The sequence below is a fragment of the Acidobacteriota bacterium genome (genome assembly GCA_040756905.1).
Taxonomy (GTDB): domain Bacteria; phylum Acidobacteriota; class Aminicenantia; order JBFLYD01; family JBFLYD01; genus JBFLYD01.
Map to the genome: position 1 here is coordinate 22,216 of JBFLYD010000054.1, position 19,283 is coordinate 41,498.

At 33.1% G+C, this 19,283-nt stretch carries 23 protein-coding genes and 1 tRNA gene; 8 read left to right on the forward strand and 16 right to left on the reverse strand.

The window, feature by feature from the left end; translation table 11 throughout:
• Positions 1-11: 11 nt before the first annotated feature.
• Both AB1410_09165 and AB1410_09170 read right to left on the reverse strand, forming a co-directional pair.
• Positions 12-2,192, reverse strand: coding sequence for a WD40 repeat domain-containing protein (locus AB1410_09165; protein MEW6456863.1), 2,181 nt, complete (start codon positions 2,190-2,192; stop codon positions 12-14).
• A gap of 10 nt (positions 2,193-2,202) precedes the next feature.
• Positions 2,203-3,975, reverse strand: coding sequence for a SpoIVB peptidase S55 domain-containing protein (locus tag AB1410_09170; GenBank protein ID MEW6456864.1), 1,773 nt, complete (start codon positions 3,973-3,975; stop codon positions 2,203-2,205).
• A 201-nt stretch (positions 3,976-4,176) separates the two neighbouring features.
• Between AB1410_09170 and AB1410_09175 the strand changes: the two genes are divergently transcribed.
• The 6 genes from AB1410_09175 (at position 4,177) to AB1410_09200 (ending at position 6,998) form a co-directional block, all read left to right on the forward strand.
• Positions 4,177-4,797: a GyrI-like domain-containing protein gene (locus AB1410_09175; GenBank protein MEW6456865.1), complete on the forward strand. Its 621-nt coding sequence runs from the start codon at positions 4,177-4,179 to the stop codon at positions 4,795-4,797.
• Positions 4,798-5,015: 218 nt separating this feature from the next.
• A complete protein-coding gene (locus tag AB1410_09180) occupies positions 5,016-5,258 on the forward strand; it encodes a hypothetical protein (GenBank protein ID MEW6456866.1) in 243 nt (80 codons plus the stop codon).
• A gap of 5 nt (positions 5,259-5,263) precedes the next feature.
• Positions 5,264-5,731, forward strand: a complete 468-nt coding sequence (locus AB1410_09185; protein ID MEW6456867.1) for a hypothetical protein — start codon at positions 5,264-5,266, stop codon at positions 5,729-5,731.
• Positions 5,732-5,841: 110 nt separating this feature from the next.
• Complete coding sequence (locus AB1410_09190) at positions 5,842-6,024, forward strand: hypothetical protein (protein MEW6456868.1); 183 nt, start codon at positions 5,842-5,844, stop codon at positions 6,022-6,024.
• Positions 6,025-6,082: 58 nt separating this feature from the next.
• Positions 6,083-6,319, forward strand: a complete 237-nt coding sequence (locus AB1410_09195; GenBank protein ID MEW6456869.1) for a hypothetical protein — start codon at positions 6,083-6,085, stop codon at positions 6,317-6,319.
• Positions 6,320-6,458: 139 nt separating this feature from the next.
• Positions 6,459-6,998, forward strand: a complete 540-nt coding sequence (locus AB1410_09200) for a Mov34/MPN/PAD-1 family protein (GenBank protein MEW6456870.1) — start codon at positions 6,459-6,461, stop codon at positions 6,996-6,998.
• Positions 6,999-7,002: 4 nt separating this feature from the next.
• Here the strand turns inward: AB1410_09200 and ndk are convergent, their stop codons facing one another.
• The 9 genes from ndk to dnaJ all read right to left on the reverse strand — a co-directional run bounded on the left by ndk (position 7,003) and on the right by dnaJ (position 13,970).
• Entirely contained in the window at positions 7,003-7,416 is a 414-nt protein-coding gene (ndk, locus tag AB1410_09205; GenBank protein ID MEW6456871.1) for a nucleoside-diphosphate kinase, read from the reverse strand.
• 152 nt (positions 7,417-7,568) lie between these two features.
• Entirely contained in the window at positions 7,569-8,441 is an 873-nt protein-coding gene (xerD, locus tag AB1410_09210) for a site-specific tyrosine recombinase XerD (protein MEW6456872.1), read from the reverse strand.
• The gene (locus tag AB1410_09215) at positions 8,438-9,070 is read right to left on the reverse strand and encodes an MBL fold metallo-hydrolase (protein ID MEW6456873.1); all 633 of its coding nucleotides are present in this window, start codon (positions 9,068-9,070) and stop codon (positions 8,438-8,440) included. Before AB1410_09215 ends, xerD begins: the two co-directional genes overlap by 4 nt.
• Entirely contained in the window at positions 9,067-9,483 is a 417-nt protein-coding gene (locus AB1410_09220) for a rhodanese-like domain-containing protein (protein ID MEW6456874.1), read from the reverse strand. Before AB1410_09220 ends, AB1410_09215 begins: the two co-directional genes overlap by 4 nt.
• 130 nt (positions 9,484-9,613) lie before the next feature.
• The gene (gene hemW, locus AB1410_09225) at positions 9,614-10,732 is read right to left on the reverse strand and encodes a radical SAM family heme chaperone HemW (GenBank protein ID MEW6456875.1); all 1,119 of its coding nucleotides are present in this window, start codon (positions 10,730-10,732) and stop codon (positions 9,614-9,616) included.
• 76 nt (positions 10,733-10,808) lie between these two features.
• The gene (locus tag AB1410_09230) at positions 10,809-11,588 is read right to left on the reverse strand and encodes an ATP-binding protein (GenBank protein ID MEW6456876.1); all 780 of its coding nucleotides are present in this window, start codon (positions 11,586-11,588) and stop codon (positions 10,809-10,811) included.
• Positions 11,585-12,442, reverse strand: coding sequence for an RNA polymerase sigma factor RpoD/SigA (locus AB1410_09235; protein MEW6456877.1), 858 nt, complete (start codon positions 12,440-12,442; stop codon positions 11,585-11,587). Before AB1410_09235 ends, AB1410_09230 begins: the two co-directional genes overlap by 4 nt.
• Entirely contained in the window at positions 12,420-12,824 is a 405-nt protein-coding gene (locus AB1410_09240; GenBank protein MEW6456878.1) for a helix-turn-helix transcriptional regulator, read from the reverse strand. Before AB1410_09240 ends, AB1410_09235 begins: the two co-directional genes overlap by 23 nt.
• 69 nt (positions 12,825-12,893) lie before the next feature.
• The gene (gene dnaJ / locus AB1410_09245) at positions 12,894-13,970 is read right to left on the reverse strand and encodes a molecular chaperone DnaJ (protein ID MEW6456879.1); all 1,077 of its coding nucleotides are present in this window, start codon (positions 13,968-13,970) and stop codon (positions 12,894-12,896) included.
• A 263-nt stretch (positions 13,971-14,233) separates the two neighbouring features.
• On the opposite strand from dnaJ, the gene AB1410_09250 reads away from it, so the two are divergent.
• Both AB1410_09250 and AB1410_09255 read left to right on the forward strand, forming a co-directional pair.
• A complete protein-coding gene (locus AB1410_09250) occupies positions 14,234-14,953 on the forward strand; it encodes a DUF72 domain-containing protein (GenBank protein MEW6456880.1) in 720 nt (239 codons plus the stop codon).
• On the forward strand, positions 14,943-15,641 hold the full coding sequence (locus AB1410_09255) for a SagB/ThcOx family dehydrogenase (protein ID MEW6456881.1): 699 nt from the start codon (positions 14,943-14,945) through the stop codon (positions 15,639-15,641). Before AB1410_09250 ends, AB1410_09255 begins: the two co-directional genes overlap by 11 nt.
• 70 nt (positions 15,642-15,711) lie before the next feature.
• Here AB1410_09255 and AB1410_09260 read toward each other — a convergent pair whose 3' ends face one another.
• The 5 genes from AB1410_09260 to AB1410_09280 all read right to left on the reverse strand — a co-directional run bounded on the left by AB1410_09260 (position 15,712) and on the right by AB1410_09280 (position 19,277).
• Complete coding sequence (locus AB1410_09260; protein ID MEW6456882.1) at positions 15,712-16,500, reverse strand: lipoate--protein ligase family protein; 789 nt, start codon at positions 16,498-16,500, stop codon at positions 15,712-15,714.
• Between the two features lie 49 nt (positions 16,501-16,549).
• On the reverse strand, positions 16,550-16,975 hold the full coding sequence (locus AB1410_09265) for a polymer-forming cytoskeletal protein (GenBank protein ID MEW6456883.1): 426 nt from the start codon (positions 16,973-16,975) through the stop codon (positions 16,550-16,552).
• Positions 16,976-17,194: 219 nt separating this feature from the next.
• Positions 17,195-17,266, reverse strand: a tRNA-Gly gene (locus AB1410_09270).
• A gap of 45 nt (positions 17,267-17,311) precedes the next feature.
• On the reverse strand, positions 17,312-18,061 hold the full coding sequence (locus AB1410_09275; GenBank protein ID MEW6456884.1) for a HEAT repeat domain-containing protein: 750 nt from the start codon (positions 18,059-18,061) through the stop codon (positions 17,312-17,314).
• Positions 18,062-18,068: 7 nt separating this feature from the next.
• Positions 18,069-19,277: a bifunctional 3,4-dihydroxy-2-butanone-4-phosphate synthase/GTP cyclohydrolase II gene (locus AB1410_09280; protein MEW6456885.1), complete on the reverse strand. Its 1,209-nt coding sequence runs from the start codon at positions 19,275-19,277 to the stop codon at positions 18,069-18,071.
• Positions 19,278-19,283 lie beyond the last annotated feature (6 nt).

A 19,283-nucleotide genomic window follows, 5' to 3' on the forward strand; every position in this document is an offset into this window, starting at 1 on the left:
ATTTTCTATTTTTAAAGAGATTTTCGTATAACACCTACGTTGTCTAAGTAATCAGTTACTTTCACTGTAATAAACCCATTGCTGGCTGGGGCAACCACTGTAAATCTGTATTCTTCTATCGAAGAATCATTTATTCCATCAACAGGAAAAATTATGTTCCAATTCATAAAGTCAAGGGAATATTCAACCTTCTTTATTGCAGAAAATGTATCTTTTCCAACAAATGAAATTTCCTTTTTATTCCCTCCTTGGCCTTTTATCAAAAAATTTTCTACAGAGGGAGGATTATTATCAATAATAAAATAAGCGCTTACCTTCTCTGATTTCATTTCACTTCCAGCCGGGTTTGATGGAAGGTCTGAAACTACAATTTTTAGTTGATAATTACCCTCCTCGAAAGATAAAGTATCGAAAGCCATTGTGTTATCTTTTAGATTTTCCTTAAGAATTCTCCATTCCTTATCCATTTCCTCTTTGATCAGAATCCTATAAATTAACTCATCACCGTTTGAATCTGTTGCTTCCCATGATACAGTCTGGAATCCTTTTTTATAAAGCTTTTTTCCGTAAGGCTTTGTTACAATTGTAGGAATCAACCCTTCTCTTTTCTCTCTAAGTGAAACTTTTTCTCCCTCATATCCCCATATTTCTTCATCAAAAGATAGTGGCTTCGGGTATACTTCATTTGGTGGAAAAAGCGTTATTGTCTTTATGAGAGGACTTACATTGCTCTGAAGATAGAAAATTATCACTTTTCTCAACACAGGAGTTTTATTAGTAGAATCTGATTTGATAGTTGCTTTAAATTGAAAATATCTGTTTCGAGGACTCAATATATTTTCTCCTGCAGAGTTTTTATAAGGAGGTGACCAATCACTCCAGGTATTATCCGGATCTTCCGAATTACCTGTTCTGGAAAATATCTCTACGGATGTTCCGGCTGGAAATTCTCCATCCCATTTAATTTTTCCCCACGAAGAGATGATCGAAGAGCCAAGAACTTCAGATAAAAACTCGCCTTCAAGCCTCTGGGCGGAATCTATTTTGTACACATTAGCTGGATTATCTGTAATAAATAAAGACTGGCTAAATGGGCAGATTATCTCAAATATTTGTTCAGAATCTTTTTGGAGAACTAAAGAAACTTTACCATCTTTATCCACAGAATAAATCCTTCCTTTATTTCCGGTGCCGAATAAAATTTTATTCGTTTTCTTGTCAAAACATGTAGAAAAAATCATTTCTTCTCTGGAAGACCAAATCTCATCCACAATTCCTTCTGGTTTAATTTTATAAAGAGCACTTTTTTGTTCTTTATCAATCTTAACTGGTGGGATTAATTTTTCCTGAGAAGCACTTGTCGTAACTTCAATTGAGAATGAAGGAATTATTTCAGTCTCAGAAATTTTTTTCAGCTCAGGAGATATTTTTTCCAATTTTTTTTCTTTTCCACTCGCTCCTGCCCATAAATTTCCTCTATTATCAAATACAAGGGCTTTTACTTCAGGAAAATCTGTATCATAGATAACAGATGTTTTGCCTTCAGGGAATATCTTATATATAACTCCTTTTCCACCACTACCTGCAAAAATTTCATCCCTCTCATTAATTATCAATGAAAGAATATGGTCTTCATTGGGTTGAAATAATAATTTTCCGCTGCCTTTCTTATCAATTCTGTAAATTCCTCCTCTTTCACCCACAGCAGCATACAGATTTCCCTTTGAATCAAAATCTAACTTCCATATATATTTCTCTTCTGGATCAAAAAAAACTTCAGCCTTTCCCTCAGGAGATAATTTGTATATCTTTCCATTCGGAGAAGTGGCTGCATATACATAATCCTGTTTATCAACGGTAAGCGAAAATACATCCAGTTCTGATGCAGTGAAAAAAAGAGATGATTTTCCATCGCGTCCAATTTTATAAATCTTGCCTCCATGACCGGTCCCTAAATAAATATTTTCTTTCGAATCAAGGGCTATTGAGAAGAAGAAATCCTCTGAGAGAGTGGTGATCTTCTCCTCCTTGACCGATAAGACTATGTATCCTTCTTCTGATAAAGAAACTCCATTAAATTTACCTTTTATTAACTCATCTTTTCCTTCTTTGATCCATTGAGAAGTGATAACAGAAAAAGACAAAATTGAAAAGAAAAATAGATTTAAAATAAAAAAGCCTAATTTTTTCATTCCATTTTCCTCACTTTTTTACTCTCAAGGGAATTTTTGCGAAACCTTTAAACACAAAATCAATTGGAAGTTGATACTCTCTAACAGTCGAAAAATTCAAATCAACCGGGGATATCGATAGTCGGGTTGAAGAAATGACTTCATTTATAAGGCTCGGAACATTTGAAAACTCTTCACCCCTGAAAAATAAAGAATGTTTTTTTGTCCTTAGCTTGAAATATATTCTGTTGTTCTTTCTAATATTGTTTAAAGCTCTTATCAAAAGTTCAAGACTTCTGGGCATCTCTCCTCCCCGGTACTCCTTTATCTCATACTGAGTTAAAGTCTCAGCATCTCCCACTATAATCTCAAAAGGAGTGTCAGGTTCAAAGTTCGGGATAGAAATTTGAGCTTCCTCTTCTTTTATATCCCCTCTCCAGGTTCGAAAAAATACTCTTATTTTCAGTCTTTGATTTGGTTTAACTTCGTTCTCTTCAACCCATATTCTCTCCAGTTTCGCTATTTCAATCGACTCCTCAACCCCAATTTTAAGATTAACTTTTGAAATTTTAACATCCTTAAATTCATTGTTCATTAAATAATATAAAACTGCAGCAGGAAGTATCGAAATATTCTCGATTGACTCTTTTCCTTCTCCGCTAAAATAGTCTTCAATTTTTACGCTCTTCCCTTCTTCTAAGAAGACCTCTCCCCTCAAAGAATAAGAAATATCTCCTAAAGATTTCGATACAATTTCTACTGTATTCAAAATGGTAACAAATGTAAAAAATGGAGCTAATAATTTATTGTTAACAATTTCGAAATTGTAACTTTTCTCTTTTCCATTTTCTTTCACTAACTCAATTTTCAAGGGAATCAATGAAGGAACTTTACCAATAATCCCAAAAACACCATTAAATCTATCTTGATTGAAAACACCTATTGTCTTTCCTGAAGTGGAAAGTTTAAATGAAGTATCAAGTTTTGGAACTACTGCAAGTATTTCTCCTTCAGCCATTGGAAACTCAACTCCTCCTAAATTAAATAAAGGATGTCCGAATGCATATACCTTTTCCCCATCCACATGGGTAACAGTTCCAACCGCACTGATGTCCAAATCCCCTTTTACTATCTGGACTGCTATCGCCTGACCTTCTTCAAGGCTTGAGAGATTTCCGAAATCAACTGCATTCGCTGAGATTCCTGCATTTACAGGTATAAATCTCAGAGAGCTTGAGAATTCATTTAGTTTTTCCATTAATCTATTTGAAGCATTTGAAATGGATAATGGCACTGGCAATGAATAAAAAACATTTCCTTTATAGTTAAATGAAATTTCTGGATTTAGAATATTGAACATCGATTTAAAATCCTCAAAATTGAGGTATTTTTTTAATGGAATATTTAAAGCAGAAAAAGATTTTTTTATTTCAGGCTCTTTTGAGACCTCTATCATTTCTTCTATAGGGGTAATTCCTGCTATTGAATCTTTTGCCCATGGAAAAGAATAAGAAATCGAACCTATTAATTTATCTTCAATGTACACAGGGCTTCCGCTCATCCCTGAGACAACCCCTGCTTTCTGTGCCATATCTCCTTTGAGGTTTGCAATTATAAGACTCTGATTTGGGAAAACATTTTTAAGGATACCTACAATTTCTACATCAAATGTTTCAATTTTTCTCCCTTCAAAAACAGTCTTTCCTTTTCCTACCATTCCTGGCTTTACATCTTTTAGGGACATAATAGAAGAGCTCTGGAGAAGAAAGGGAATTAAAATTGTTGATAAAAATAATTTTTTCATATAATCCTTTCAGATTGAATTTATATAGAAAAAATTAATAGATGTCAATGAGATGTGAGCGTCCAATATATTATAAACTCTCACATCTCCTTATTGCCTCTCATAAGAATCTATATGAAATGATATTCATTGACGGAAGTAAAGGGATGTTGATAGAATTTTTTTTAATAAAGTGAAAGAGTCCTTTAAATAGGTGAAACTATGAAACAAGCAAAACTTGATTTAACAAAGGAGTATAAAGCATATTACACCGCAAAAACAACACCAGAAATTATTGATATCGAAGAAAGGCAATCCTTAATTGTTGAAGGGAAAGGTGCTCCTGGTGGAGATGAATTTCAAGCCAAGGTTGGTGCTCTATATTCTCTTACCTACGGAATCAAAATGCTGATGAAAAAAGAAGGCAAGGATTTTACAGTTGCAAAATTAGAAGGGCAGTGGTGGGTAGATTTTGATAAACCATATACAGAAGTTCCTCGTGAAGAATGGAAATGGAAACTTCTAATTCGTCAGCCTGAATTTTTAACATCTGAAATCGTTGAAAAAGCAAAGCAGGAAGTTATAAAGAAGAAAAAGATAGATTTGGTAAACGAGGTCAAGTTTGAAAAGATGAAAGAAGGCAGATGCGTTCAGATATTGCATATTGGTCCTTATTCTACAGAACAAGAATCTTTGACAAAGATGTACGAATTAATGGAAAAAGAAGATCTTGTTAAAAACGGACTACATCATGAAATCTATTTGGTTAGCACAGGCCGCTCAGGAAAAGTCCCAGAAGAAAAATGGAGGACAATTTTAAGACAACCTGTAAAGAAAAAGTAATATTATGGAAAAAATTGAAAATGCACATAAACCCCACCTTTTGTTACAAAAGGATACGACACTTCTAAAACAGGCGAAAGTTTCAAAATTGATTTTAAAACGAGAGGCAAAAATGTTTTATTTTCATAAATGTTGTAAAATATATAGAGAAAAAACCTAAAAGGAGTAATTATGAAAGATAAAGCCATGTATACCACAAAGGAGGCCGCCAACTATCTATGACATTCAGAGAAATAAAAAAGGAACTTGAGAAGATTTATAAAGAAAGGAGTAGTTGGGATGGAGGAAAAGGACCATTTACTGAATCGGCAATAAGGCAAAGAGAGTTAATTTTGATGAAGCAGCAAGTTCTCTACAAAATAGAAGATGCAAAGCTTCGGAAAAACAAAGTTGAAGAATCTTTTAACCTTGAGTTATATACAATAATAAACAAATATTTAAAGGAATTACAAGAGGAATAAATAAGATGGCTGAAATTGTTAGAACAAAGAATTACGATGAGGAACTCTATACCAAAGTAGAAATGCAAGAGCTCATTTTATTTGGTATTTATTTGGTATCAAAAAATGGTGAGATATGCACTTTTGAAAGACTTGTAGCAGAGTCTTTCACAAGATTCCCCAAGGTTTTTGCTTTTAAGCGTTTTTCTAAGTGGCCCGATTCTTTAAAGTTTGACCGTCCACTAAGAACATTAAGAGAAAAGGGCTTAATTGTAGGTGGAGCAAAGGATTACTTTTCGTTAACAAAATTTGGGGAAAAATTGGCAATACAAATAAAAGAAAGATTGGAAGGTGAAAGAGTTTTAAATCAAAGAAAAAAAGCATCTAAGGGGAGAAGTGTCGATGATAGGTTAGTTTCTTACTTAAAAGATAGTCTTCAATTCAAAACCTTCTTAAAAGACCATAAAAACTTTTCCATATCTGAAAAAGAGTAGTTTACTTTGAAGATATAGGAATTATCAGGATTTACATAAAATTTCCTTCCGTTGCTAAATTTATTAAGAGTAGCCTGGAAGGTGCAGATACTCCAGAGGGGAAAATATTATTGGCAGAATTGGTAGGAGATGCATTTTGTAAAGAACTGGCAAGACAAGGAATATATGTGGGCAAGTATATAACAGTTCCAGGAAGTGAAATTGATTCTTTTAATACTGCTGTGAACGAATTGCAGAAAAAATATTTGCATACAATACAGGAAATTATATTTGCCTGGAAATTTAAGGAATAGAAGGATTAATCAAGAATATACATAGAAATTAATTTATAAAACACAGGAGGTTATCAGAATGCTTGACCGTGAAGTCGTAAAAGAATTTTTAGAAGAAGAATTGGAGGGAATCGAAATCCCGGAGGATATATCGTTTGACAATTTAGTAGAAGCCTTCTGTAGATATACCGAAGATAACTATTATGAATGGCTGAAAGATAACCCCCAAAGTTTCTTTCACTCTTTACCCGAGGGTAAAACAGACTGGAATTGGATAAGGGGAAGGATTAGAGACCATTTAAGTGAAGAAAGATGACAAAAGAATGGTAAAATTCTGTGAGGAAATTTTTGACATCTACGATAAATATGGAATCAATAGCCATATAAAGAGATCCACTCATAAATAGTTATTATTTGAAACCTTAGCCTATTATAATATATATTATAAATTAATCATGAAAAAAAGGATTGAATCCACGGATTCGAAAAGAAAAATTGTTTACATAAAAGAAAGAGCATTTTTAGCTATGATACTTTCGGTAATTGAGGTTTACAAAAAAGAATCCATAGGTCTTCTTCTTGGATATTCCTCTCCAGATGAATTTATCGTTGAATATGCCATACCATATCAGACTGCAGAAACTACATTTTCAAAAGCAGAGCCGAAATTGAAAGCTTTTGAAAGAATGTCAAACCTTCTTCAGAATCTTCCTGTAAAGGTTATCGGAGACTACCATTCTCATACAGAATTTGGGAAAAGCAAAGCAAAGGCGATTCCCAGTGGAGAGGATATTGCAGATATGAGTCCAGATAAAATACATCTTATTCTAGCTGTTAATGCAGCTGAGAAAAATAGAAAATGGAATCATCATTCCAATGGAAGTATTTCAGGAACATTTGGAAATTATGAAATTACAATTGCTGCTGCAACCCTTTACAAACAGAATAGATACAATAAATTAAAAATAATATGTCCCTCAGCTACAGGAATATAATAAATTAAAATACTTCTAATTCATTAAAAAAGAAATCTATTTCTTCCTTTGCGGTCTCAAGGCTGTCAGAACCATGCACTGCATTTCTTTCGATTGAAGAACCGATCTCTTTTCTTATTGTTCCTATTTTTGCTGTTGCTGGGTCAGTATCACCCATAACTTCTCTCCAATGATTGATTGCATTTTCTCTCTCAAGCACAAGAACCACTATCTCGCCTGAAGAAATAAATTTAACCAGGCTCCTAAAAAAGGGTTTTTGATGATGAACCCAGTAAAATTTTTCAGCTTTATCTTCTGTAATTTTAACCATTTTCATACCTACGATCTTGAACTTTTCGCTTTCAATTCTGTTTATAATTTTTCCAATACTTTCTTTCTCAACTGCATCAGGCTTTATAATCGCAAGAGTTCTTTCCACTATCTCCTCCCTATATAATACAGTTACAACCATTTACTTTAAAAATCCTATTTTACTTTGTGAAGCAAATACAAAATTATACAGTTATAATTTTAAGTATATCAAGTTATAACAGCACTAAAACAAATTTGATTTTTCATTTAATCATATATTCAGGCTCGGGGGTGATACTTTTCCCATACTTTTTTAAGTCTTTCCTTGGAGACATGAGTATAAATTTGAGTCGAAGAAATTTTTGAATGGCCCAGCATAATCTGCACAGATCTTAAATCTGCTCCCCTCTCAACAAGATGAGTTGCAAAGGAGTGTCTTAAAGTATGGGGTGTTAGCTTCTTTGATATACCTGCTTTTTTCCCATGAGTTTTAATAATTTTCCAGAATCCCTGCCTTGTGAGTGGTCTTCCTGCATAATTTACAAAAACGTATGGATTTTCTCTGCCTTTTAAAATATTATTTCTCGAAGTTTCTATGTATTCTAAAATTTTTTTTCTTGCAGACTCACCTAAAGGAATTATTCTTTCTCTCCCACCTTTTCCCTTGCATATTATAATGCCGATTTCAAGATTCAAATCTTTTAACTGAAGATTAATTAGTTCAGATACTCTAATGCCAGTAGCATAAAGGGTTTCAAACATGGCTTTATCCCTTTTTCCCAATTCAGTAGTTTCATCTAGTATGGAAAGTAGATTATCAACTTCTTCCAGTGTAAGATAATTCGGAAGTGAAAACCATTTCTTAGGCATTTGAATTGAGATGGCCGGGTTTACTTTTGATAGTCCATCTACCATTAAATATTTATAAAAGGATCTTATCGAAGATATAAACCTTGAAACAGTGCGGGGAGACATTCCCTTTTTAGTCTCTTTTTTAATAAAATTTAATATATCTTCTTCTTCTACATTCAGCAAATTTCCTTTAATATAGCGAGAAAATTTGTTCAAATCTCTCTTGTAGTTTTCGATTGTATTTGGTGAATATCCCTTTTCTACAGTTAAAAAATTTAAAAAGCTTTTTAAATAACTCATTTTAAAAAGGGATTGTAATTTTTTTCCTCCCTTAAGGTTGAGACCAGGCCATGTCCTGGAAGGATTTCAAGGTCATCGTTTAGTGTTAATATTTTTTCTTTTATTGATTTTATCAATTCCTTCCAAGAACCTCCTGGAAGGTCTGTTCTTCCAACCGACCCACAGAAAAGAGTATCTCCTGTCAATAGAAATAAATGCGATTTTAAACAAATGCTTCCTGGGGTATGGCCTGGCGTATGAATAACTTCAAGATAGTTGTTATTTATATAAATTCTATCGTCATGGCTTAAATACTCATCAGGTTCAGGAGAAGGTTTTGTTCCAAGAATCAATGCCATGCTTTTATTTCCAGCAGAATTCATTGTTTTTATATCCTGATAGTGGATTAAAATAGAAGTCTTAAATTTTTCTTTTAGGTATCTATTTCCCCCAATATGGTCTATATGTCCATGAGTATTTACTATTTTTGTGGGGATCAGCCTATTTTCTTTAATTATTTTCGATATTCTCTCAGGCTCAGCACCCGGGTCAACAATTATTGTTTCTCTTGTATCCTTATGATACACAAGATAACAATTTGTTTCCAATGGACCTACAGTTATCTTAATGAACTTTAAATTATCAATCAATTTTTAGTTCTTTCAATTGGATATTTAGCCTGAACCCATGAATTCCAGCCTCCAAAGAAAACCTCCACACTGGTATAGTCTCTGTTAATTAAATAGTTTGCAAGAGTATAGCTCGAGGCACATGAAGAACCGCTGCAATAGACAATAATTTTTGTATCTTTTGGATGATTTTTCTCAAATTCTCCAATCATTTTAGAGAATTCACTCACAGGAAGATTCACCGCTCCCTTTATATGCCCTAATTTAAAAACTAATTCAGACCTTGCATCTACAAATAAATATCCTCCCTTATCATATTTCTCTTTTGCTTCTGAAAGGGAAATTTCTTCAGGTTTTTTTATCTGAGAAAACGAATAGAAAGATAAAGAAAAAATTAATGTCATTAAAAAAGAGAGCATTAGAAATTTTCTCACGCCTTCCCTCCTTTTGCTATCATAACTATTTGCTTTAAAAGCTCAATTTTTGAAAGCATATAAAAAATTATACAGCCTCAATCTCTGATATATCAAATTGTCTCAGCATCGATTTAAAATTTATCCATTATCAAATAAACTCTCTAAAAACCTCATTGGCCAGCAATAACTTTTTTCTTTTAATTTTTATTGTCTCTTTATCAATCTCAATCAAATCTAAATCTGACAACTCCTTCCACTTCGATTCGAATTTTTCTCTGATGTTTTCTCCTGTAACATCTTCATATTTTTTTATATTCAATCCCTCTATCTTTCTCAATCCCATCAGAATAGCATCCTTTAAAATCTCCTCATCTGTTAAAAAAGAAATTTGTTTTATTGGTTTTTTCCCGGCTTCTAATAATTTAATCCATAGAGAAAAGTCATCTATATTTTCCCACCGACTCTTCAGGTTATAAGAAGAAGCACTCGGACCAATCCCAATAAAAGGCTGATCATTCCAGTATTTAAGATTATGAAGCGATTCCATTCCCTTTTTTGCATAATTTGAAATCTCATAGTGATAATATCCAAGAGATATCAACCAATCTTCTATCCCGAAAAATAGTTCCTCAATTTCTTCCTCCTTTTGAAAATCTCCATGTATTTTTTTAAATTCTGTATCTTCTAAACTTTCAAGAATATAGATAGAGACATGCTCAGGGTGTAATAAAGAGATAAAATCAAAATTTTTTTTCCATTTTTTCAAATTTTGATTCGGAATTCCAATAAGAAAATCGAGGTTAATGTTTTCAAATCCTGCTTCTCTTGCTTTCCCATAAAAATCAATCACATCCTCAGGAGAATATTCTCTCTCTAAAATTTTTAATTCTTCTTTAAGAAAAGATTGCACTCCGATACTAATTCTGTCTATCCCGATCTTTCTCCATAATTTCAATGTCTCATGATATTCTTTAAACGGAATTGCTTCAATTGTTATCTCTTTAAATTTAAAAGGAAATTTATGATAAATTTTAGCGAAAAATTTTTCAATTAAATCATTTTCAAGAAGAGAAGGACTCCCTCCTCCCAGATAGACTGTATCGAATTCAAATTCTTCATCATAAAAATCCATCTCCTTAAATATTCCATTCATCCATTTTTTAATTTGATTACTATCTTTTTTAATTGAATAAAAATGACAGTAAGAACATTTTCTAATACAAAAAGGAAAGTGTATGTATAAACCAGCTTTAGTCTTAACTTCCATTAAATTCTGAAATTTAGGAAAGTGTCATGTCACAATAAAATAACAAAAAGTATTTTAGTGACATGACACTAAATTATTAAAATCTATAACTGCCCTGCTTAATTTTTTTCCTGAAATCTTCTCCATAAATTTCTACTGTCTTGCACATTTCAAACAATCTTGACCTGAGTCTGTATCCAATTCTATCTTCAAGTGCCTCTTCTTTTTCTTCATCATTTCTATCAGTAAAATCAGGGCCGAATGGCTGTTTCACTTTGCTTTCTTCTTTTTCATATCTTCTATCTAAAAAATTTGATGTAAAAACTGTAATTTTATTATCATTGTATCTCTTGTTGATGATATAAAAAATGAACTCCTCAGCCCACGCTGAAGTTTTCTTTGCTCCCAATTCGTCAAGAACAAACAACTCAGATTCAAATATTGGTCCCAATATATCGGATTCGGTAATTTCTGAACCTTCCGAGTATGAATTCTGAATGTCTCTGATAAGCTCTCTGAAGTCATAAAAGAAACAGTTTACACTTTTTGTTTTTATCAATTCTTTACATATTGAAACAGCTAAATGTGTTTTTCCAACACCTGTATTTCCCAAGAAAAGTAATCCAACATCCATCAAAGGAAAATCCTCTACAAATTTTTTGGATATCTTTAAGGCTTCTCTTTGAGACTGATTATTCGGTTTAAAATTGTCAAAACTACAATGTTCATATCTACTGGGAATGTTAGCATTCAAAATCAATTCCTCCTTCGCTTTCCTTTCAAAGCATTCACACCTTTTTGCAAACGATATCCCATCTTTTTCTTCTATTTTCCAACCTGTGCCATAACAAACAGAGCAATCTTCAAAATTTTTCAATTTAAATAACCTCTCAATTGCTGAATAGTTTGAGTTCCTTTCAGTTTGTTTTTTGTCTGCTCTATTATCTGTCTTACTCTTTCTCTTGAGATGTTAAGAGTTTCACCGATCTCTCTCAATGTTTTTGGATTTCCATCGTCCAATCCATATCTCATTTTTATTATTTTAGCCTCTCTCTTATCTAAACCTTCCAGGGCTTCTCTAATCTGCCTGACAAGTCTTTCTTTTATATGTTGATACTCAATCCTGGATTGAAGTTCATTTTCAAGAATATTTTGAAGAGCAATATTTTCACCATTTTCTCCATTTAAACTCGCCTGAAGATTTCCATCGCCAACTGCATACACTCTATCAACTTCTTCAGTGCTCAAATTTAATTCCTTCGCTATTTCTTCCCTTAAAGGATCTCTTTCATACTTTGCTTTTAATTGATCGGCTTTTTTGCCCATCTTAACATACATCGATGCAATTCTCTGAGGAATCGAAAAAATTCTTTTATCTCTTGCCAATGCAGAGATAATAGCCTGTCTTATCCACCAGACTGCATAAGAAATAAATCTTACATTTTTTGAAGGATCGTATCTTTGTATTGCCTCAAGAAGTCCTAAATTTCCTTCATTTATAAGGTCTGCAAATGATAAACCCAATCCGCGGAATTTCTTGGCATAGCTCACAACAAATCTTAAATTAGATATGATAATTTTTTTTAAAGCTTCTTCATCACCTTCCTTGACTAACTTCCATAATTTTTTTTCCTCTTCATAAGAAAGAGGAGAAATTTTAGAGATTTCTTTGAGATAAAAATTTAACCCTCTCGATATTTCATCCTTATTAATTCTCTGTTTTGTCTTCATCTTTTATCCTTATAATCTTTGTTGAAGAAGATTTAGCCAATGAACTTTTCTTTCTTTCAAATTCTTCTTCACGGCCTTCGAAAAACTCTCTTTTTATATATTCAAGGAACTCATTTATCTCTTTCTGCATTTCCTCCATTTTTTCTCTCATGTTTAATATGATGTCTACCCCGGCTAAATTTACTCCAAGTTCTCTTGTGAGATTAATGATTATTTCAAGTCTCTTCAAATCTTCTTCTGAATAAAGACGCGTATTACCTTCTGTTCTCGAGGGCCTCAATAGCCCCTCTCTCTCATACAACCTTAATGTTTGGGGATGGATATTGTACAATTTAGCTACACTGCTTATCATGAAATACTTTTTTCTTTCGTTATTTTTCATATTTCAATTATAATACATTCTCCTTTGGAAAATTAACCCAACTTTATATCCCTTCCATTATTACAATTTCTATCGCTGATATTCCCTTGTTCTTCGATCAAGCTCTCTCAATAATTCTCTTATCCTCTCATCATTACCAGGTGGGGTAATTATTTTTACTTCAACAAATTGATCACCCCTTCCCCCTGTCTGTAATGAAGGAGCTCCTTTACCTCTTAACCTAAATTTCTGACCTGATTGAGTTCCCGGAGGAATTTTCATAAATGCAGAACCATCTAATGTAGGAACTTCAATTTTTGCCCCTAATGCTGCTTCTGTAATAGTAATTTCTTTAACGATATAAATGTTATCCCCTTCTCTTCTGAATACTGGATGAGGTGTTACATGAATCGTTATGTATAAATCACCAGGAGTGCCTCCTCTCTTTCCAGCATTTCCTTTTCCTTTTATTTTAACCCTTGCTCCCTCATGCACTCCTGCAGGAATTCTAACCTTTATCAAATCCGAAATGCTTACTCTTCCCTCTCCATTACATCTTGAACATAAATCACCTGGATTCTTACCACTTCCTCCACAAACAGGACATGTAGCTGAAAATTTCATATACCCTCTCTGATAATTAACTCTACCGCTACCCCCGCAATTGGAACAATATTTTTCTCTGTCTCTTTTTATATACCCATAGCTGTTGCAAGCAGGACAGACATCATCTCGAAATAACTTCAACTTTGTTGTAAGTCCTTTAATAGATTCCTCAAAACTAATAGTAATGGAATAATGAAGGTCTTCTCCTTTTTCAGAGGAATCCATTGTTTTTTTCTTTGAGAAACCAAATATACTATCAACAAAATCTCTGAATGGCGAATCACCGAAAGAACTAAAATCAAATCCTTCAAATCCAGAATAATAATCAGAGGCAGATTTTGCAAAATCTTCATAAGTCCCAAATTTATCGTACTTTTCTCTTTTCTTCGGGTCAGATAAAACTTCATAAGCTTCTTGAATTTCTTTAAACTTAGATTCAGCTTCTTTATTCCCAGGATTCAAGTCAGGATGATACTTTCTTGCCAATTTTCTATAAGCCTTTTTTATCTCTTCAGTAGAAGCAGTTTTTTTCACACCCAATATGGAATAGTAATCTTTCATAATTTTTCCTTAAAATTCATCTACTATTTTTAATTTTAATATTTGAGTCTATTATTGTCAATTTATTTATTAGAGACCTCCTAAAAAATCCATCTGTGAGGTCTCTTATATAATTAATATAAAATTACTCTTTCACAGACCTTGATTAATAGTTTTTTTTAAATATTTAAGCCTAAATTACGCAAAGGTATAAGTGAAATTGCTTACAACTGTCCTAAAATCTATAGTTTGTAAATAATTTCTGCATAAATTAAAATTATCCTGTGGAAATTATAATTGGCTGCGCGGGGTTTCAAAAAGCCAGGAAAGTATATTACGAAAAATTTAATTTTGTGGAGATTCAAAAAATTTTTTATGAACCCCCATCTTTAGACTTAATGGGGAAATGGAGGGAAGAATCTCCTGAATCTTTTATCTTCAGCATAAAAGCATGGCAGGTAATAACTCATCCACCATCAAGTCCTACTTACAAAAAAATGAAAAGACTTCCCCCTGAAACTTGCGGTTTTTTCAGACCTTCAGAACAGGTGTATGAAGCCTATGAGGTGACGTTAAAAATTGCAAAAATCCTTAAATCTGACTTCATTCTTTTTCAATGTCCTAAAAGTTTTACACCGACCCAGGAAAACAAAGCAAACATGGAAAAATTCTTTAAGAAAATCAAACGAAGTGGAATTAATTTTGGCTGGGAGCCAAGAGGAGAAAGCTGGAAAGATGAGATTATTCTTGAAATATGTAGAAAATTGAATTTAATCCATGTTGTAGATCCTTTTCAAAGAGAATCATTGTATGGAAAATTTTCATACTATCGTCTTCATGGAATTAAATCACCCTTTTACAGGTATCAAGAAAAAGATTTTAAATTTCTCGTCAAAAAATTCATAAATGAAAGAAATTTTGTTGTGTTCAATAATGTAGCATCTTTCGATGACGCTTTGACGTTTAAAGAATATCTAAAGAAGGAGGGAATTTATGAGTCATGAGATAAAATTCTTCTCTGATACGAAGCTCTCTTCTCCATTCTGGGAAAAAATTAAGTTTGATAAGACAGAAAAAGAATTTAATGAAGAGATTGTTCTTCCTAAGAATGAAACAGCAGGGGGGATGCCTATCTGGGAGTGTCTGCAAAGAAGAAGGTCAATTAGAAATTATAAGAATAAGGCAGTAAGTATAAAAGATTTATCTCAAATTTTGTGGGCTTCTTCAGGAATAGTAACTAAAAAATATGGAATTGAACTGAGAACTTCTCCTTCCGCCGGAGCTTTATACCCAATTGAAATTTATGTTTTTATCTTTAATGTAAATGGAGTAAAAAAAGGTATTTATCATCTTAATGTTTATGAATGGAAGCTTAAAGGAATTAAGGAAGGGGATTTCTCATCTGAAATAGCAAAAGCTTCGATTTATCAAACTTTCATAGAAGATGCAGCTTTTACAATTTTTCTAACATCCGTTACTAAAAGAACAACAAGAAGATATAGAGAAAGAGGTGTACGATATATTTTGATGGATCTTGGCTGTATTATTCAGAATATTTATTTAGCTGTGACCTCATTAAATCTGGGTGGATGTGTAATAGGAGCCTTTTATGATGATCAAGTCAACAAGATTTTAGAGGTCAATGATAGAGAGGAAACCACCCTTGCTCTTTTCTCAATTGGAGCCATTTAGTGCCATGTCATTTAAACACTTTTCTTTATTCTTTTATGACACAACACTTTCCTTAATAATAAATTTTTTTTTAAAATAAATAATTCCATTCTTTGCTTTTGTATTTAATATTCAGCTTCTCTACCAATTCAAAGAAATAAGATGGCTCTTTATAATCTATGACCTTTACTTCGAAATATTTCTCAAAACCTCTCTTAAATGCCTCAATCAATTCAATTTTATCCACATCTCTATTTAATATTTCTCCAATGGTTGTCATTTTCTCTTCAAGTATTTCTTTGTCTGAATACGTTAAATTTGCGATCTCTTCCCTCTTTACAGAAATGGGAATCGACCCATGTTGAATTAAACAATTTTCTTTTCTTTTTTGGGCACTTCCCACAATTTTTTTTCCGTTTACTAAAATTTCATCTTTTGATGAGAAAGAAAAACATGGCAGATCTGATTTTGATAGAAACTTAGGAGATCTTCCTGAGAGCTCAGCTTTAATACTCAATTTCTTCAAGCCTTCTATAAGGGCTCCGGAAATCATCGTGTATGCTTCAGAAAGGGATTTTTTTTCAAAAAAAATTTTCTCTGAAGAGCTAATGCTGTATGTAATTTCATCGTTATGAAAGACAACTTTTCCTCCGGTTATTCTTCTCACAAATGGAACTCTATTTTTCTCTAAATACTCCATATTCAGGATTCTATTTACTCTCTGGGAGAATCCGATCGAAAGAGTAGGTATTTCCCACTCATAAAACCTTAAAATTGTTTTTTCTTCTTTTTGAACTTCATTGAATAAAAATTCATCCACAGCCATATTCCAACTGCCTGAATATGGCTTTTCTTCAATTTTAATAAACCAGTTGTTCATCAATTTTAACCTTTAATACTCTTAATTATTAAGGAATATTACCTGATTCTTATGACTCTTCTTTCTCTTTATAAATATCTTCTTCAACACTAACGTTCATATCAACATTTCCTGATAATTTTGCTCCTTCAGCGATTACTATTTTCTGAGAAAACACATCTCCAACCAAGACCCCTGATGGGATAATTTCAACTCTGGATACAGCATGAATTTTCTCTTCTACTTTACCTCCAATCATTATTTCATTCGCTTTGATCTCGCCGCCAATCTTGCTATTTTTTCCGATTACCATAGATTTTTTTACTTCTATCTTTCCTTCCAATTCTCCATCAAAAAAAACATCCTCATCAGAATAGAATTCACCCTTAATTTTTACTCCTTTACCTATCGTGTTTTTAACCTCTGAAAATTTAGGAGCCAATGTTTCTTCACTTAAGTTCAACAAATCCTCTTTCTTTTTCTTTAAAAATGACATCTCTTTTCCCTAATATCTTAGGTAAGCGGGCAACGGGATTTGAACCCGCTCCGTCGTCCTTTCAGGACTCCCATAGGGGCTCTGCCCCTAATGCGTTCCGATTTCATCGGAACTGTTACCCCGAAAACATAAGGGGATTCTCCCCTTATAATCCCCTGTCGCGGGTGGGATGTTTTTTTAATAATTCAAAATTCGTTCTATCCATTGATATCTTAGGTAAGCGGGCAACGGGATTTGAACCCGCGACTTCAAGCTTGGGAAGCTTGCACTCTACCACTGAGTTATGCCCGCTTAAATTTAAATTTAGAAGAAAAAAAATTCTCTGTCAAGAATACTTCAGGAAGAATCTTTTTCAGATTTCAACTCAGAAAGAGATTTTCTTACCTGGCTTTTAACCCATGGGTTTGGATCATTCAACATCTTTGTCAGTACATCTAATGAATTCTCTCCTCCAATTCTTCCCAGCGTCTCAGCAAGCACTCTCCTTACTTCTACATTTGTATCATTTAGAAGTTTTAACATTATTTCCTTTTGAAATGAAATCTTTTTCAGCCCCAATATCTTTAAAACCGAACTTCTTACGTACCACAACGGATGATTCAGCTTTTCCATATAAACATGAACAGGAAAGTTTTTCTTTTTTACTATTAAATCTATAATAAAGTTTCTTATTCTTAAACTCGGGTCTGCTAAATATTCAACATAAACATCGTTTACCCAGTTTTCTTCTATATTTTCTATTTCCTTTAGAATATCGTATCTTTCACTTGCAGTACAGGATGATAATCTTTCATTTATTTGATTTTTTTTATCTTTGAGTTTTTTTTCATAATCTTCTATGTTCTTAATTGCTCTTGAAGCTGACTTTTTCACTACGGGATTCGGGTCTGATAACGCATCCCTGAACAAATTTTCTTCTCTGTAATTAAATTTACTTAGAAGTTTAATAGCTAAAGCTCTTACTGAAGCAGATTCATCTTTTGCTAACTTGATTAATATTTCTTTTCTATTCTCATACGAGGGGAAATTTTCATTCTTCAATAATTTTATCTTTTCTTCAAGGCTAAGTTTTTCAGGGAAATCCATTTGATTCTTATTTAACCATTTCTAAAATATGACCTAATTTTTCCTTTTTAGTCTTCAAATATCTTTCATTTTTTTCATTCGGAGGAATTTCTATGGGGATTCTCTCTACTATTTTTAAACCATAAGCTTCTAAGCCAACAAATTTCCTCGGATTGTTAGTCAGAAGTTTCATCTTTTTTACGTCCAGTACCATTAAAATCTGAGCTCCAATTCCATAATCTCTCTGATCTGGTTTAAATCCCAGTTTAACATTCGCTTCAACCGTATCGTCACCCCGATCCTGTAATGAATATGCTTTGATTTTATTTACAATACCTATGCCTCTTCCCTCGTGGTTTAACATATAAAGAATCACGCCTGAGCCTTCTTTAGATATCATTTCCATAGATTTGTGCAATTGCTCTCCACAGTCACATCTTAAAGATCCAAATGCATCTCCAGTTACGCATTGAGAATGAGCTCTCACAAGCACAGCTTCTTCTCCCTCAATATTTCCAGCCACAAGGGCTAAATGTGTTTCCTTATGAATAGTATCTTCAAATACATGAATTTTAAAATCCCCATATTTGGTAGGAAGAGGGGATTCTGCTATTTTTTTAACAAATATCTCATTTCTCAATCTATACTTTATCAAATCCTCAATGGTTAATATTTTTATTCCAAACTTCTCAGAAAATTTTTCTAAATCTGGCATTCTTGCCATCGTTCCATCCTCTTTCATCACTTCGCATATTACACCTGCGGGATACAGGCCAGCTATCTTTGTAAGGTCAATGGCTGCTTCTGTCTGGCCTGCTCTTTCCAGTACCCCCCCTTTTTTTGCTTTAAGAGGAAATATATGTCCTGGTTTTACAAGATCATCAGGTTTTGTCTCCAGCGAAATAGCTGCCAATACAGTCTTTGCCCGATCATGAGCAGAAATTCCAGTAGTAACTCCATATTTTGCATCAAATGAAACTCCAAATGCCGTACCAAATGGAGCTGTGTTTTCATGGACCATAAGGGGTATCCGTAACTCTTCAAACCTTTTATCAGTCATTGCAAGGCAGATAAGTCCCCTTCCATGCTTCGCCATAAAATTTATTGCTTCCGGGGTAACCTTTTCTGAAGCAATCATTAAATCTCCTTCATTTTCTCTATCCTCATCATCCACGATTATTATCATCTTTCCTTTTTTTATTTCCTCTATGGCTTCTTCTACTGAAATTATTCCCATAAGATT